Origin of the sequence: Allochromatium vinosum DSM 180 (assembly GCF_000025485.1) — a bacterium.
In the GTDB taxonomy this organism is placed as follows: Bacteria; Pseudomonadota; Gammaproteobacteria; order Chromatiales; family Chromatiaceae; genus Thermochromatium; species Thermochromatium vinosum.
The window spans coordinates 3,067,356-3,082,637 of the sequence record NC_013851.1 but is presented as its reverse complement, the minus strand read 5'-3'; the positions used below and the strand labels follow the sequence as shown (position 1 = coordinate 3,082,637).

General features: G+C 66.5%; 11 protein-coding genes. 6 read left to right on the top strand and 5 right to left on the bottom strand.

Features of this window, described 5'->3' with window-relative positions:
• Window positions 1-12 precede the first annotated feature (12 nt).
• From ALVIN_RS13580 to ALVIN_RS13555, 6 genes are all read left to right on the top strand, one after another.
• On the top strand, window positions 13-474 hold the full coding sequence (locus tag ALVIN_RS13580; protein ID WP_012971897.1) for an OsmC family protein: 462 nt from the start codon (window positions 13-15) through the stop codon (window positions 472-474).
• 111 nt (window positions 475-585) lie between these two features.
• On the top strand, window positions 586-2,568 hold the full coding sequence (locus ALVIN_RS13575) for a tetratricopeptide repeat protein (protein ID WP_012971896.1): 1,983 nt from the start codon (window positions 586-588) through the stop codon (window positions 2,566-2,568).
• 24 nt (window positions 2,569-2,592) lie between these two features.
• The gene (locus ALVIN_RS13570; RefSeq protein ID WP_012971895.1) at window positions 2,593-3,651 is read left to right on the top strand and encodes a BPSS1780 family membrane protein; all 1,059 of its coding nucleotides are present in this window, start codon (window positions 2,593-2,595) and stop codon (window positions 3,649-3,651) included.
• Between the two features lie 100 nt (window positions 3,652-3,751).
• Complete coding sequence (locus tag ALVIN_RS13565) at window positions 3,752-4,888, top strand: glycosyltransferase (RefSeq protein WP_012971894.1); 1,137 nt, start codon at window positions 3,752-3,754, stop codon at window positions 4,886-4,888.
• 30 nt (window positions 4,889-4,918) lie between these two features.
• Window positions 4,919-8,314: an acyl-[ACP]--phospholipid O-acyltransferase gene (locus ALVIN_RS13560; RefSeq protein WP_012971893.1), complete on the top strand. Its 3,396-nt coding sequence runs from the start codon at window positions 4,919-4,921 to the stop codon at window positions 8,312-8,314.
• A 139-nt stretch (window positions 8,315-8,453) separates the two neighbouring features.
• Entirely contained in the window at window positions 8,454-9,389 is a 936-nt protein-coding gene (locus ALVIN_RS13555; RefSeq protein ID WP_012971892.1) for a 2-dehydropantoate 2-reductase, read from the top strand.
• Between the two features lie 72 nt (window positions 9,390-9,461).
• Here the strand turns inward: ALVIN_RS13555 and ALVIN_RS13550 are convergent, their stop codons facing one another.
• The 5 genes from ALVIN_RS13550 to ALVIN_RS13530 all read right to left on the bottom strand — a co-directional run bounded on the left by ALVIN_RS13550 (window position 9,462) and on the right by ALVIN_RS13530 (window position 15,264).
• The gene (locus tag ALVIN_RS13550) at window positions 9,462-11,966 is read right to left on the bottom strand and encodes a glycogen/starch/alpha-glucan phosphorylase (protein WP_012971891.1); all 2,505 of its coding nucleotides are present in this window, start codon (window positions 11,964-11,966) and stop codon (window positions 9,462-9,464) included.
• A 40-nt stretch (window positions 11,967-12,006) separates the two neighbouring features.
• Window positions 12,007-12,309, bottom strand: coding sequence for a hypothetical protein (locus ALVIN_RS13545; protein ID WP_012971890.1), 303 nt, complete (start codon window positions 12,307-12,309; stop codon window positions 12,007-12,009).
• A gap of 8 nt (window positions 12,310-12,317) precedes the next feature.
• Window positions 12,318-12,887 carry a DUF2939 domain-containing protein gene (locus tag ALVIN_RS13540; RefSeq protein WP_012971889.1) on the bottom strand — a complete coding sequence of 190 codons (570 nt, stop codon included), beginning with the start codon at window positions 12,885-12,887 and terminating at the stop codon, window positions 12,318-12,320.
• Window positions 12,880-14,784, bottom strand: coding sequence for an ATP-binding cassette domain-containing protein (locus ALVIN_RS13535; RefSeq protein WP_012971888.1), 1,905 nt, complete (start codon window positions 14,782-14,784; stop codon window positions 12,880-12,882). Before ALVIN_RS13535 ends, ALVIN_RS13540 begins: the two co-directional genes overlap by 8 nt.
• A 189-nt stretch (window positions 14,785-14,973) precedes the next feature.
• Window positions 14,974-15,264 (bottom strand): YMGG-like glycine zipper-containing protein, encoded by a 291-nt coding sequence (locus ALVIN_RS13530; protein WP_012971887.1) that lies wholly within the window; start codon window positions 15,262-15,264, stop codon window positions 14,974-14,976.
• Window positions 15,265-15,282: the final 18 nt, after the last annotated feature.

The following is a 15,282-nucleotide window of genomic DNA, read 5'->3' as shown; positions in this document are numbered from 1 at the left end:
GAGGAACCTCATATGTCCGAGGAAGGCCGTTTCACCATCCATCTCCAGCAGCAGGAAGGCTTCCTGATCAACGTCGCCTTCGACTGGAAGCGCGCGCCGGACGTCCTGATGGACGAGCCGCCGCCGCTCGGCGAACAACAGGGGCCGAACGCCTCGCGGATGCTCGCTGCCGCTGCGGCCAACTGTCTGAGCGCCAGCCTGCTCTACTGTGTCTTCAAAGAAGAACCGCCCGAGAACTGTCTGCGTGCCGAGGCCACCTGCATCATGGTGCGCAACGAGCGCAAGCGATTGCGCATCGGTTCCATGGAGATCCGGCTGATCGTCAGCAATCTGGTCACGCAGTCGGCGCGCTTCGCCCGCTGCAAGGATCTGTTCGAGGATTTCTGCGTGGTCTCGGCCAGCATCCGTCAGGGCATTCCGATGCGGGTGACGGTCGAGGACGAGGCGGGCGCCATCCTCCATGCCTCGTCTTGAGACCGGCAGGGTGCGTCGGGCGTACCCTGTCGGGTACCGTATCAAAACATGCCTACTCGGGCCGCAGGCGGTTTAGAATGACCACCTCACTGCTGAGTGGAGGAGTGTGTCATGCTAGTCCAGCACGATGCGGCTGATGCCGAACGTTTCGAACGAGTCATCGTGGAGTCTGTTCGACACATCCTGGAGCATCCCGATCCGCGCGACTATATCGACTGGGCGGATGACTATATCCCCGAGACCCTGGGGTTGTGGGATTCCAGCCTCGATCCCGCCGAGATCGCGCGTCTGACGCGGATGCTCGCCACCCTCATCTGGGACGCCACGCCCCAGCCGTCCAACGCCTTCCGGCCGCGTCCGCTGCCCCAGCCGGCGCCCGAGGAACCCTGTCTCTGCGGTTCCGGCTTCACCTATGGCCAGTGCTGCGGCAATCTCGACGAGATGCCGCACCTCTCGACCGATCTGGTGTGGGACATCGTCATCGAGCTTCTGTCCGAGGACGCCGTGCGCGCGGCCCTGGCCAGCGGCGCCGTGCCCGAGCCGCTGCTGGCGCGCATCGCCGACCGCTGGCTCGACGAGGATCGGCCCGGGCGGGTGGTGGCCCTGCTGGAGCCGCTGTTCGCCGGACCACTGGAGCCGCTCGACGGCCGCTACGAACCGGCACTGGATCTGCTCTGCGACGCCTATGACCGGCTCGACCACTGGCGCAAGAAGCTCGCGCTGCTCCAGCGCGTCTGCGAGGAAGGCAGCCGTGCGCTCCAGGCGGCGGCCTGGCAGCGGCTCGGCACCATGCACATCGACGCGGGCGACTACGCCCTGGCCCAGGACGCCTTCACCGCCGCGCTTCGCAGCGACCCGGACAGCCCAGGCACGGCCCTGCTCGAGATCACCCTGCTGGTGGCCCAGCACAAGGATGTCCAGGCGCGTGAGCGGGCGCGCTTCTGGCGCCATCGGTTCAAACGGCGGGGGCTCGAATCCGAGAGCTTCATGGAGTTTCTGGAGCAGGTCATCGTCGATCCGCAGGAGGCGATGGTCAACACCCAGTCCGACGTGCTCGACCCGGCGCTGGTGGATCTGCACGACTGGGTCGCGGTCGCCATGGCGCGGCCGCTCCCCGACTATGCGCTGGTCAACCGGCGTCGACGCGCCCGCCCGGCGACGCCGACGCACACCACACAGCTCGAACTCTTCGATGGGCTGGAGGCCCGCAAGACGCAGGCCGTCGTCGTCGACGATGCCGAGGCGCTGCCCGAGATGTGGGCCGAATCCGGCCGTCCGGTCGGGTTGCGCGCCCCGGTCGAGGTCAGGTCGTCCGAGGCGCTCTGGCGCCGGCTCTATCCGGGCGGCAAGCCGCGCTCGATCCATCTGACCCGGACCGAAGAGATCGATGTCTGGTCCGAACCGGGCTGGCTGGACCATCTGCTCGGTCATCCCGAACTGGCCGACAGTCTGGACGTGCTCGATGATCTGGCCACGGCGCTCTATGTGCATCCCGAGAGCGCCTTGCCCTGGATCGCCCATGCCCTGCTCACGCCCGTACTCGATCGCGCCTGGTCGATCCTGGAGCAGGTGCTGCCGCCGGACTCGGGTCGGCAACTGCCCTGGTCGATCGAGGCCAACCGCCCGGCGCTGCGGCTGTTGTTCCGGCGCTATCTGGCGCAGGCCCAGGAGGGACATTCCGAGGAAGCGCGGCGCACGCTCGAAACCCTGCTGCGTCTCAACCCTCAGGACAACCACGGCGCGCGTGCCGAGCTGATGAACCTCTATCTGCGCGACGGCGAGGACGAGCGCGCCCTGGCCCTGGCGCGGCGCTTCCCGGACGATCTGCTCGCCGACCTGGCCTACGGCGAGGTGCTGGCGCTCTATCGGCTCGGACGCGAGGAGCGGGCGCGCACCGTGCTCAAGACCGCCATCCGCCGCCTGCCGCGCATCCCGCGCTATCTGACGCGCAAGCGCATCAAGCAACCGCGCCTCGATCCGCTCGGCGTCACCCTCGGCGGCGAGGATCAGGCCTGGTTGTATCGCGAGGCCATGCGCGACGTCTGGGCCGCCGAGCCGGGCGTGCTCGACTGGTTGAAACGCTGCCTGGTCTAACGGTCACAACGCAACATAGGGGGTATGCAGGTGGACACTCGCTATCGCATCGTCTATTCGGGGCGGCTGTCGCTGGGCCACAGTCATCACGAGGTCGTGGAGCAACTGGCGCGCACGTTCAACATGAGCGAGGAGGAGGCGCGCGAGCTGGTGATGAACGGCAGCGGACGGGTCATCAAGCATGATCTGAGTGCCGCCAAGGCCGAGCGTTATCGGGAGGTGCTGGCCTCGGTGGGGCTGGAGGTCGATGTCGAAGCGCAGTCGGTTGCATCCGGACCGTCGCTGGACAAGCCGGCGGCGTCGGGTTCCGGGGTGTCGCCGCGTATCGATGTCGACGGATTCACGGATCGGATCAGCGAGCCGAACGCGGTCGAGGCCGGTCGCGGCTGGGGGTGGATACAGGACGCCTGGGGACTGTTCAGGCAGGCGCCCTGGGCCTGGATCGGCGCCCTGCTGCTGTTCTATCTGATCGTCATCGTGGTCGGTCTGGTGCCGCTGGTCGGCGGGCTGGCGACCACTGTCCTCGGTCCCATGCTCACCGCCGGTCTCATGCTCGGCGCCCAGGCTCAGGATCGCGGCGAGGGATTCGGCGTCGGTCGGCTCTTTGCCGGGTTCTCTGTGCGACCGGGGCCGCTGGCACTCGTCGGCGTCGTCTATCTGGGGCTGGTGCTGCTCATCGGGCTGGTGATCGGCTTGCTGTACATCGTCATGGTCGGCGGCTCGGGGATGATGGTTCCCGAGATGGCTCCAGGCATGACCATGACGCCCGAGCCGTTCGAGTCCATGGCCGCCGGTCCGTCGTTCATGCTGCCGGTCCTGATTGCGCTGCTGCTCGGCATCCCACTGGCCATGGCCATGTTCTTCGCCCCGGCGCTCGTGGCCCTGGACGCCGTGCCCGTCATGCAGGCCTTCAAGCTCAGTTTCATGGGCTGTCTGAAGAACATCCTGCCGTTCCTGGTCTTCGGGCTGATCGCGTTCGTCCTGTTCTTCGTCGGCTCGATCCCTTTTTTGTTGGGCTGGCTCGTGATCGTGCCCGTGCTGACCATCGCGGCCTATACCGCCTATCGCGACATCTTCCATTGAGTCCGGCGTCGCTTCATCCAGGCCAGTGCCGCGTGACCAGACGCGGCCGGCACATGGAAGCGTCAAGCCCGGCCGTCGATCTTGGAATCCAAGTCGCTGTATGCCCAGTCAACCGTTGATCAACGACACCGAACGCCCGATCGCCGTCTTCGCCTCGTTCTCGGGCGCGGGCGGGGTCGAGCGCATGCTGATCCATCTGCTGCATGGCTTCGTCGCGCTGGGCGAGCGGGTGGAGCTGGTGCTGATCCGTGACGAGAGTCCGCATCTGGCGCACTGTCCGGCATCGGTCGAGCAAATCCGGCTGCACGCGCGCCATACGCTTTTGGCTGTGCCTGAGTTGGCAGGTTATCTGCGTCGACACCGACCGCGTGCCCTGCTGGCGGCCAAGGATCGCGCCGGACGTGCCGCCGTGCTGGCGCGCGCCCTGAGCGGTGTGGATACGCGGCTGGTGCTGCGGCTCGGAACCAATCTCTCGACCGCCATGGCCGAACGTAGCGCCGTCGAACGCCGGCTGCGCTACTGGCCGATTCGCCGGCTCTATCCGGCGCTCGACCGCATCGTCGCCGTCTCCGAAGGTGTGGCCGAGGACACGGCGCGCATCGCCCGGATTCCGCGCGCGCGGATTCAGGTCATCCGCAATCCGGTCATCACGCCGAGTCTGTACGAAGCGGCGGCGGCTCCCTGTCCGCACCCCTGGCTGGCGCCCGGACAGCCGCCGGTCATCATGGGCGCGGGGCGTTTTCAGCGTCAGAAGGACTTTCCGACCCTGATCCGCGCCTTCGCCCGCGTCCGGGCCGAGCGCGACTGTCGGCTGATGATCCTGGGCGAGGGCGGCGGGCGCGCCGGACTGGAGACGCTGATCGCCGAGCTGGGCCTGAGCGCCGATGTCGCGCTGCCTGGATTCCAGCCCCAGCTTCCGGCCTATCTGGCGCGCGCGGCGCTGTTCGTGCTCTCATCGGCCTGGGAAGGCTCGCCGAACGTGCTCACCGAGGCGCTGGCGCTGGGCGTGCCTGTGGTCGCGACCGACTGCCCGAGCGGGCCGTCGGAGATCCTGGCCGGCGGGCGTCATGGGCCGCTGGTGCCCGTGGGCGATGTCGAGGCACTGGCCTCGGCCATGCTGGAGACGCTGGCCCATCCGCACCCGGCGTCCGACCTGCGTGCCGCCGTGGCCGAGTACGAATGGATGCACAGCGCGCGGGCCTATCTGGAGGCGCTGGGCGTGTCGGCGCCGGTCTGAATCCTGTCACATCTCTGAAGGGGGCTTGCCGTGGGTCAACTCTTTCGCATCGCCGGATTCCTGCCCTATGTCCTGATGATCTTCCTCAATGCCTTCGTCGACCTGGGGCACAAGATCGTCATCCAGAACACCCTGTTCAAGACCTATGACGGCGACGCGCAGATCCTGCTGACGGCCATCGTCAATGCGCTCATCCTGCTGCCCTTCGTGCTGCTGTTCACGCCCTCGGGGTTCATGGCCGACCGCTTCCCGAAGAATCGCGTGATGCGCGCAACGGCCTGGGTTGCGGTGGGTCTGACGCTCTGCATCACGCTCTTCTACTACCTGGGCTGGTTCTGGCCGGCCTTCGCCATGACCTTCCTGCTGGCGGCGCAGAGCGCCTTCTATTCGCCGGCCAAGTACGGCTACATCAAGGAACTGGTCGGCAAGGAAGCGCTGGCCACGGCCAACGGCTGGGTGCAGGCGACCACCACCACCGCCATCCTGGCAGGGATCTTCGTCTTCTCGATCCTGTTCGAGAACCGACTCGCCGGTGCGACCTTCGACACGCCCGACGCGATCATGGGGCTGATCGCGCCGCTCGGCTGGGCGCTGGTGCTGTGCTCGGTGGTGGAACTGGCCATCGCCTACCGGCTGCCGCGCACCAGCGAGGGCGGAGCACTCGGCTTCGATTGGGGACGCTACGCAAGCGGGCGCTATCTGCGCGACAACCTGCGCGCGGCCTGGGACAACCAGGTCATCTGGCTGTCGATCGTGGGGCTGTCGATCTTCTGGGCCATCTCGCAGGTGATCCTGGCCGCCTTCCCGGCCTTCGCCAAGGAGACTCTGGGCGAGACCAACACCGTGGTCATCCAGGGGATGCTGGCCTGCTCGGGCGTGGGCATCATTCTCGGCTCCATCATCGCCGGGCGCGTCTCGCGCCATCACATCGAGACCGGGCTGATCCCGGTCGGCGCCGGCGGCATCGCGCTGGCGCTGTTCCTGCTGCCGGGGCTGGGATCGAGCTGGGCGCATGCGCTCAACTTCCTGGTGCTCGGGGTTCTGGCCGGGTTCTTCCTGGTGCCGCTCAACGCGCTCATCCAGTTCAACGCCGGTGAGTCCGGACTCGGACGGGTACTGGCGGCCAACAACTTCGTGCAGAACCTGGTGATGCTGGGCTTCCTGGGGCTGACGGTGCTGGCGGCCTGGCTGGAGGTCGGCGGTCTGGTCCTGATGCTGGCGCTGGCGGTCATCGCGCTCGGCGGGGCGCTCTATACCATCCATCAGCTCCCGCAGTCGCTGGTGCGCTTCCTGATCGGACGCCTGATGGCCACGCGCTACCGGCTCAACGTCATCGGGCTGAAGAACATGCCGGCCCAGGGCGGGGTGCTGCTGCTCGGCAACCATGTGAGCTGGATCGACTGGGCCATGGTGCAGCTGGCCAGCCCGCGTCCGGTGCGCTTCGTGATGGAACGTTGGATCTACGAGCGCTGGTATCTGCGCTGGTTCCTGGACTTCTTCGGCGTGGTGCCGATCTCGCGCGCCAGCAGCCGTCAGGCGATCCAGACCATCGCACAGCTGATCGATGCCGGCGAGGTGGTGTGTCTGTTCCCTGAGGGGACGCTGAGCAAGAACGGTCAGCTCTCGGAGTTCAAGCGCGGTTTCGAGCTGTCGGCGCGGGCGGCCGGCTCAGGTGTCATCCTGCCGTTCTATCAGCGCGGACTCTGGGGCAGCCGCTTCTCCTATGCCAGCGGCAAGCTGCGCACCAATCGCCGCCAGGGGCGGGTGCGCGAGGTGATCGTCGCCTTCGGGTCGCCGCTGCCGCTGGAGTCGAGCGCCGAGCGGGTCAAGCAGGCGGTGTTCGAGTTGTCGGTGACGTCCTGGCGGGCCTATGTCGAGACCCTGCCGACCTTGCCGGCGGTCTGGCTTGAAACGGCCAAGCGTGATCCAGGAGCACTGGCCATCGTCGACTCGGTCGGAACCACGTTGACCAACCGCCGCCTGCTGACGGCCGTGGCACTGTTTGCGCGCCGAATCCGACGTCTGGCGCCTGAGTCGGCGATCGGTCTCCTGCTGCCGGCGAGCAGTGCCGGGGCCATCGCCAATCTGGCCGCGCTGCTTGCCGGCAAGACCGTGGTCAACCTCAATTACACCGCCAGCCCTGAGGCGCTACAGGCCAGCGTCGAGCAGGCCGGGGTGCGGCATGTCATCACCGCCGACCGCTTCCTGCGCAAGCTCGAACAGCGCGGCATCGATCCGGCGAGCGCCCTGCCGGGCGTGACCCTGCATCCGATGGAAGGACTGCGCGCCCGGATCGGGCGCGTCGAGGCGCTGTTGACGCTGGGGCTGACGAGCCTGCTGCCGGCGGCGGCCATCGGACGCCTGTTCGGCCATCCGAGCCGCCCGGACGATACCGCCGCCGTCCTCTTCTCCAGCGGCAGCGAGGGCGCGCCCAAGGGCATCGAGCTGACCCATCGCAACATCCTGGCCAACGTGCGGCAGATCTCGGACGTGCTCAACACCGAGCGCGACGACGTGCTGCTGGCCAATCTGCCGCTGTTCCATGCCTTCGGGTTGACGGCGACCACCTTCATGCCGTTGCTCGAAGGTGTGCCGATGGTCTGCCATCCCGATCCGACCGATGCGGTCGGCACCGCCAAGGCCATCGCCCGCTATCGCGCCACCGTGCTCTGCGGCACCTCGACCTTCCTGCGGCTCTATGCGCGCAGTCCCAAGGTGCATCCGCTGATGCTCCAGTCGCTGCGGATCGTCGTCGCCGGGGCTGAGCGGCTGGCGCCCGAGGTGCGCGAGGGGTTTGCGCTCAAGTTCCACAAGGAGATCCTGGAGGGCTATGGCGCCACCGAGACCACTCCGGTGGCGAGCGTCAACGTGCCCGACGCGCTGGAGACCGATACCTGGAAGGTCCAGACCGGCTCGCGTCCGGGCACGGTCGGGATGCCGCTGCCGGGCACCAGCTTCCGCATCGTCGATCCTGTGACCTTGGAGACCCTGCCGCCCGGCGCGGATGGTCTGATCCTGATCGGCGGGGTGCAGGTGATGAAGGGCTATCTGGGCGCGCCTGAGAAGACCGCCGAGGCCATCGTCGAGCTGGACGGCATGCGCTGGTACAAGACCGGCGACAAGGGCCATCTCGACGCCGACGGCTTCCTGACCATCGTCGACCGCTATTCGCGCTTCGCCAAGCTCGGCGGCGAGATGATCAGTCTGACGGTCGTCGAGGATTCAGTGCGGAAGGCGCTGGAGCAACCGGACCTGGAGCTGGTCGCGGTCAACGTGCCCGACGAGCGCAAGGGCGAGCGCATCGTCCTGCTCGTCGCCGAAGAGGGCGCTATCGATCCGGACAGCCTGCGCCGTGCCCATGCTGGCGGGCGGGACCAATCCGCTGGCCATCCCGGCCGAAGTCCGGCGTGTCGAGGCGATCCCTAAGCTTGGCAGCGGCAAGACCGATTTCGGCGCGGCGCGTCGGCTAGCGCTGGTGGTTTGTTGAATCTGCTGCTTAGCGCGGCGTGACGGCAACGAGGCTGGCCATCGCCGGCCTCTAACATTTGGGAAATCAACGATCGCGATGTCTTCCTCCACCCCCCTCCGCTTCACCATCCTGGGTACGGGCGCGCTTGGCGGCTTTTATGGTTCTCGGCTACTCCTGGGCGGCGCGACCGTGCGTTTCATTGCGCACAGCGATGTCGACTGGATTCGCGCACAGGGCCTGCGCGTCGACTCACCGCTCGGCGACCGACTGCATCATCCGGTCGAGGTCTATGCCGACTCGGACCCGATCCCGCCGAGCGACGTGGTCTGTATTGGACTCAAGACGACCCGGAATGCCCGGTTGCCCGAACTGCTGGCACCGCTGGTGGGCGAGGGCACGGTCATTCTGAACTGGCAGAATGGTTTGACGCTGGAGGACGAACTGGCCGCGCGTTTTCCCCAGGCCGTCGTGATCGCCGGACTCTGTTTTCTGTGCTCCAACAAGGTCGGGCCAGGACATATCGTGCATCTGGACTATGGCCGCGTCAGTCTGGCGGCGCTGGACGAACGCGGGGTCGACTGGCTGCCACGGCTGCAGGCCGCCTTCGGTGCCGGCGGCATCGAGACGGATGTCCAGCCCTCGCTGTCGGCGGCACGCTGGCGCAAGCTGGCCTGGAACATCCCGTTCAATGGTCTGTCGGTGCTGCTCGATCGCAACACCGACGCGATCATGGCCGATCCCGAGGCGCGCGCGCTGGCCGAGCGGCTGATGCACGAGGTCGCCGAGGGGGCGGCCGCCTGTGGTGTCCCTTTCGATCCGGACTTCATCCCCAAGCTGCTGGCGACCACCGAGCGCATGGCGCCCTATGCGCCGAGCATGCGGCTGGATTTCCTGGGCAAGCGCGCGCTGGAGATCGAGTACATGTACCGCCGTCCCTTGCGCGAGGCGGCGGTACAGGGCGTGCGGATGCCGGGCGTGGAGACCATCGCCAGTCAGCTGAGCATCCTCGATCGGGCGAATCGAGGCGTTTGATGCTGATGCCATCCGCCCTCTGCCGGCTGGAAGAGGGCGGGAATGCCGCTGGAGACGCGGATCGCTTTGGCTTTAACGCTTCGGCGCTACCGTCTCCAGATGCCAGATGTCGCTGTTGTACTCGGCGATGGTGCGATCCGACGAGAACCGCCCGCTGTGCGCGCTGTTGAGGATACTCATGCGCAACCAGTGTTCGCGGTCGCGATAGGCCGCTGCCGCGCGCTCCTGGGCCTCGACATAGCTCCTGAAGTCGGCTGCCGTCATCCAGGGGTCGTGCGGATTGCGGATCGAGAGGATGACCGAGTCGAAGACCCCGTTCTCGAACTGGTTGAAATGCCCGGATTCGAGCAGGTTCATCACATCCCACAACGCCGGATCACTGGCGATGATGGCATTGGGGTCATAGTGACCGCGCAGTGACTCCACACCCGCTGCCGTCAGGCCGAACAGGAAGAAGTTGTCTGCGCCGACCTGTTCGCGGATCTCGATATTGGCCCCGTCGAGCGTGCCGATGGTCACGGCACCGTTCATCATGAACTTCATGTTGCCGGTGCCCGAGGCCTCCTTGCCGGCGGTCGAAATCTGCTCCGACAGATCCGTTCCCGGAGCGATCACCTCCATCAGCGACACCCGATAATCGGGCACGAAGGCCACGCGCAGCAGACCGGCGGTCGCCGGGTCCATGTTGACGACGCGCGCGACATGGTTGATCAGCTTGATGATCTGCTTGGCCATGAAATAGCCGGGCGCCGCCTTGCCGCCGATCAGCACGCAGCGCGGCGTCCAGTTGGCCGTGTCACCGCGCTTGATGCGGTTGTAGAGATGGATGACGTGCAGGACGTTGAGCAGCTGACGCTTGTATTCGTGGATACGCTTGACCTGGACGTCGAACATGGCCTCCAGCGGGAACTCGACCTTGCAGATCCCGGCGATCTGCTCGACGAGCCGGGCCTTGTTGGCCTGCTTGATCGCGTGCCAGCGCGCGCGGAAAGCGGCGTCCTCGGCATAGGGCGCCAGACGCGACAACTGTTCCAGGTCGCGCGTCCAACCTGTGCCGATGGTCTCGTCGAGCAGGTCGCGCAGACCGGGATTGCACATGGCCAGCCAACGGCGTGGAGTGACCCCATTGGTCTTGTTGTTGAACTTCTCGGGCCAGAGTTCGTGGAAGTCGCGGAACAGTCCCTCGACCAGCAGTTGTGAGTGCAGCGCGGCCACGCCATTGACCGAGAAGCTGCCGACGATCGCCAGATAGGCCATGCGCACCTGGGGGTCGTGTCCTTCCTCGATCAGCGACATGCGCCGCTGACGGTCCACGTCGCCCGGCCAGCGCAGCGCCACCTCGGCGAGGAAGCGGGCGTTGATCTCGAAGATGATCTCCAGGATGCGCGGCAGGAGCTGGCGGAACAGCCGTACCGGCCAGCGCTCCAGCGCCTCGGGCAGGAGGGTGTGGTTGGTGTAGGCCATGGTGCGGCGGGTGATGTCCCAGGCGTCGTGCCATTCCAGATGATGCTCGTCCATGAGCTGGCGCATGAGTTCGGCCACCGACACCGCCGGATGGGTGTCGTTGAGCTGGAAGCAGTTCAGGTCGGCAAAGCGGCTGAAGTCCTGTCCGTGCAGCCGGATCCAGTCGCGCAGCACGTCCTTGAGGCTGGCGCTGGCCAGGAAGTACTGCTGACGCAGCCGCAGTTCCTTGCCGTTCTCGCTGGCATCATTGGGGTAGAGCACCATGGTGATGTGCTCGGCGGCGTTCTTCTGCGCCACGGATTCGGTGTAACTGCCGGCGTTGAACTCGTCGAGATCGAACTCGTCGGTCGCCGCCGCCTTCCACAGCCGCAGGGTGTTGACGGTGTCGTTGCGATAGCCGGGCACCGGGACGTCATAGGGTACGGCCAGCACGTCATGGGTGTCGACCCAGCTCACGACGATACGTCCGTTCTGATCGCGATGGGTCTCGGTGTGGCCGCCGAACTGGATGCGCTGGGTGAACTCGGGGCGCTCGATCTCCCAGGGATTGCCCTCGCGCAACCAGTGGTCCGGTTCCTCGACCTGAGCGCCGTTCTCGATCGTCTGGCGGAACATGCCGTATTCGTAGCGCAACCCGTAGCCGCGCACCGGCAGTTGCAGTGTGGCGCAGGAGTCGAGGAAGCAGGCGGCGAGCCGGCCCAGGCCGCCGTTGCCCAGCCCCGGATCGGGTTCGGTGGAGGCGATCTCCTCCAGCTCCAGCCCCAGGGTGTGCAGACCACGCGCCACGGCCTCGTCCAGATCCAGGTTGAAGGTGGCGTTGGACAGCGCCCGACCCATCAGGAATTCCAGCGACAGATAGTAGGCGCGCTTGCAGCCGGTCTTGTCATAGGCCTGACGCGTCGTCTTCCAGCGCTCCATCAGCCGGTCGCGCAGGGTGGTGGCCAGCGCCCGATAGGGGTAGTAGGCCGACAGGCAGTCACGGTCGCGCCCGAAGGTGTGGACGTAATAGTGCCTGAAGTCGTGCGCGATCCCCTCGGGATCGAGCGACAGGGGCGGCAGATCGAAGGTCGATTCGTTGGGACAGTTCTGGATGAGCTTGGTCGATGAAGACATGCGCCTGGACTCCTGGTTGCGAAGTGGTCGATGGGGTCGTTCAGTTGGACGTCGTCGAGGCATCGGGCTGAAGGCTCGGCAGCGGCGAGTGGCCCTGTTTGAAGTCCTCGCGCAAGCGTTTGAGCAGACGCTGACGCTCGTCGGCGCCGGCCACCATCAGGGCCGCGAAGGCCGCACGCCATTGGACCATGTATTCGTAATCGGCCGGGCGGTCGGTGTAGAGCATGATCGCGGTGCAATAGTCGGTCGCCTTCAGATAGTCCTTGAAGGGCACCTCGGTCGGCACCAGCAGTGAAGCGACGATCCGACGGGCCTGATTGGAGGCTTTGTGTTGAACGCTCATGGGTGTTTTCAGTCGTGGATCAGGGTGACTCGCCAGGCAAGCCCTTCGAGTTGGAGTCTCAGGTTGAGCGGCGGCGCCAGGGGCGCGCGCTCGATCCGAACCCGCAGGTCGTCCGGGGCGCTGAAGAAGATCTCCGAGATCGACGCCCAGAGTCCCGGCCCCTGGAGCGTTGGGATCAGCAGGAACTGTTCGCGCACCCAATCGAGCGTCACCAGCCGCTGGAGCACGTCGACGCCATGCTGACGGAGCCCGGCCTCCAGCCAGTCGATGAAGGCGTCCGAGACCGCCGTGATGAGGCTGTCCTGATCCTTGTCGAGCCGGCGGGCGATCTCGTCGCGCACCGCATCCAGATCCACCAGGGCGGCGACCGTGGCCTGATCGCCGGCCAGGACCGCGTGCTCCAGGCGCCAGAGCGTGCCATAGGGCCAGACGCCATAGCACAGCGTCAAGACCAGGAGCAGGATCGCGGCATTCGTGAGCCTGTGGCGCGTGCCTAGCCAGAACCGCTCCAGCCAGGGCCAGTGCGGTCGATTCCAGTGCAGGGCGAAGGTCCGCCGGCGCGCTCCAGTTTCAGGCATCGTCGGTCTGGAATTGCTCGATGGCCTCGCACACCTCCAGCCAGGCCGTTTCGGTGGCGTCCAGGTCGGCCTGGAGCTGGCGTTGCTCGGCCAGGAGCGTCAGCAGGCGATCCTTGGCCGCCGGTTCGTAGAGTTCGGGTGCGGTCAGTTCCTGTTCCAGCGCGGCGCGGCGCTCGCCCAGCTCGCCGAGTCGTCGCTCCAGCGTCTTCTCGCGCGTGCGCAGGGGTTGCAGCGCCTTGCGCGCCTCGGCGGCCTGACGGCGCTGCTGCTTGCGTTCACCGCCGCGTTCGCTCGGGCCTGCTGTCGACCCCTTCTGCTCGTCCTGGAACTGACGCCCGGCGAGCCAGGCCGGGTAGTCGTCGAGATCACCGTCGAACGGACGCACCGCACCGCCGTCGACCAGCCACAGATCATCGCTGGTGACGCGCAACAGATGGCGATCGTGCGAGACCAGCACCAGTGCCCCATCGAATTCCTGGAGCGCCTCGGCCAGCGCCTGACGCATCTCCAGATCCAGATGGTTGGTCGGCTCGTCCAAGAGCAGCAGATTGGGCCGCTGGCGGATGATGAGGGCGAGCACCAAACGGGCCTTCTCGCCGCCCGAGAGCGGCGCGACCGGCTCCAGGGCGCGATCGCCGGCGAAGCCGAAGCCGCCGAGATAGTCGCGCAATGCCTGTTCGGTCGCCTGCGGGTCGAGACGGCGCAGATGGGCGAGCGGGCTGTCGTCGGGACGCAGTTGATCGAGCTGATGCTGGGCGAAATAGCCGATCCGCAGATCCTGGGCGCGCTCGCAGCGTCCGGACTGAAGCGGCAGGGTGCCGGCCAGCAGCTTGATGAGCGTCGACTTGCCGGCGCCGTTGCGTCCGAGCAGGCCGATGCGGTCGCCGGGGTCGAGACTGAATCCGACTCCATCGAGAATCGGCCGTTCGCCATAGCCGGCCACGGCCTCATCGAGCCGCAGCAACGGGCGCGGCAGGTTCTCGGCCGGCTCGAAGCCGAAGCGGAAAGGCGAGTCGATATGGGCCGGGGCGATCAGCTCCAGGCGTTCCAGGGCTTTCAGACGGCTCTGGGCCTGACGCGCCTTGGTCGCCTTGGCGCGGAAGCGCTCGACGAAGCTGTGCATGTGGGCGATCTCGCGCTGCTGGCGCACATAGGCCGCCTGCTGCTGGGCCAGACGCTCGGCGCGCTGGCGCTCGAAGGCCGAGTAGTTGCCCGTGTAGAGCGTCAGACGCTGGTGTTCCAGATGCAGGGTGTGGCCGACCACCGCATCGAGGAAATCGCGGTCGTGCGAGATCAGGAGCAGGGTGCCGGGATAGGCTTTGAGCCAGCCTTCGAGCCAGATGACGGCGTCGAGATCCAGATGGTTGGTCGGCTCGTCGAGGAGCAGCAGATCGGAGCGGCACATGAGGGTGCGGGCCAGAGCCAGACGCATCCGCCAGCCGCCCGAATAGCTGTTGACCGGACGCCGTTCGTCGCCGGGCGCAAAGCCCAGACCGTGCAGCAGCCGCGCGGCCCGGCTCTCGGCCTCATAGGCGCCGATCGACTCCAGCCGTCCGTGCAGCTCGGCCTGACGCAGACCCTCGCCGGCCGCTTCGGCCTCGGCCAGCTCGGACTGGAGCCGGCGCAGTTCGCGATCGCCGTCGAGCGCGAACTCGATCGCCGGGCGGTCGGTGTCCGGGGTGTGCTGGGCGACATGGGCGATCTCCCAGCCGGCCGGGATCACGACCTCGCCCGTGTCGGCGTGCAGCTCATCGCGCAGCAGGGCGAACAGGCTCGACTTGCCGCAGCCGTTGGCCCCGACCAGACCGACCCTCCAGCCCGGATAGATGGTGAGTGTGGATGCTTCGAGCAGCCGATTGGGGCCGCGACGGAAACTCAGGTCTTTCAGTTGCAGCATGAACCGCGTTATCTCCGCGCTGGAATGTTGCTTGCCTGAGCGGATTAGACACGATCGAAAGAATTGAGAACAATCCTTTGTCGAGAAAGCCGAGCGGAGGCCGGCAGGCGCCGCGCGGTTCCGGTCGGGCGACGATCTCCGGATCGTTCGGCCGGCCGGTCATCCGCGCATCCTGTGCCGGACTCAGGTTCAGTCGCGGTATTGGCGTTGATAGGGTTGCTGATACTGTCGTTGTTGTTGCTGGTAGTAGTAGTTCTGTTCTTCCTGCTTTTTCTGCTGATCATAGAGATAGCCGCCCAGCGCGCCGGCGCCGGCTCCGATCAGCGCGCCCTTGCCGGCATCTCCACTCAGCGAGCCGATCGCGGCTCCACCCACCGCGCCCATGGCGGCGCCAGTGCCGGTTCGGTTTGCTGTCGTCGTTTGGCAGCCCATCAAAAACAGACTCAGGGTGATCGGTATGGTCAAGGTGATGATTTTCATCGAAAACTCCACTAGAAA

Bases quoted from the DNA above. Each gene is read 5' to 3' on its own strand.
- ALVIN_RS13580 (WP_012971897.1), top strand. From the start codon at position 13: ATGTCCGAGGAAGGCCGTTTCACCATCCATCTCCAGCAGCAGGAAGGC.
- ALVIN_RS13575 (WP_012971896.1), top strand. From the start codon at position 586: ATGCTAGTCCAGCACGATGCGGCTGATGCCGAACGTTTCGAACGAGTC.
- ALVIN_RS13570 (WP_012971895.1), top strand. From the start codon at position 2,593: ATGCAGGTGGACACTCGCTATCGCATCGTCTATTCGGGGCGGCTGTCG.
- ALVIN_RS13565 (WP_012971894.1), top strand. From the start codon at position 3,752: ATGCCCAGTCAACCGTTGATCAACGACACCGAACGCCCGATCGCCGTC.
- ALVIN_RS13555 (WP_012971892.1), top strand. From the start codon at position 8,454: ATGTCTTCCTCCACCCCCCTCCGCTTCACCATCCTGGGTACGGGCGCG.
- ALVIN_RS13550 (WP_012971891.1), bottom strand. From the start codon at position 11,966: ATGTCTTCATCGACCAAGCTCATCCAGAACTGTCCCAACGAATCGACC.
- ALVIN_RS13545 (WP_012971890.1), bottom strand. From the start codon at position 12,309: ATGAGCGTTCAACACAAAGCCTCCAATCAGGCCCGTCGGATCGTCGCT.
- ALVIN_RS13540 (WP_012971889.1), bottom strand. From the start codon at position 12,887: ATGCCTGAAACTGGAGCGCGCCGGCGGACCTTCGCCCTGCACTGGAAT.
- ALVIN_RS13535 (WP_012971888.1), bottom strand. From the start codon at position 14,784: ATGCTGCAACTGAAAGACCTGAGTTTCCGTCGCGGCCCCAATCGGCTG.
- ALVIN_RS13530 (WP_012971887.1), bottom strand. From the start codon at position 15,264: ATGAAAATCATCACCTTGACCATACCGATCACCCTGAGTCTGTTTTTG.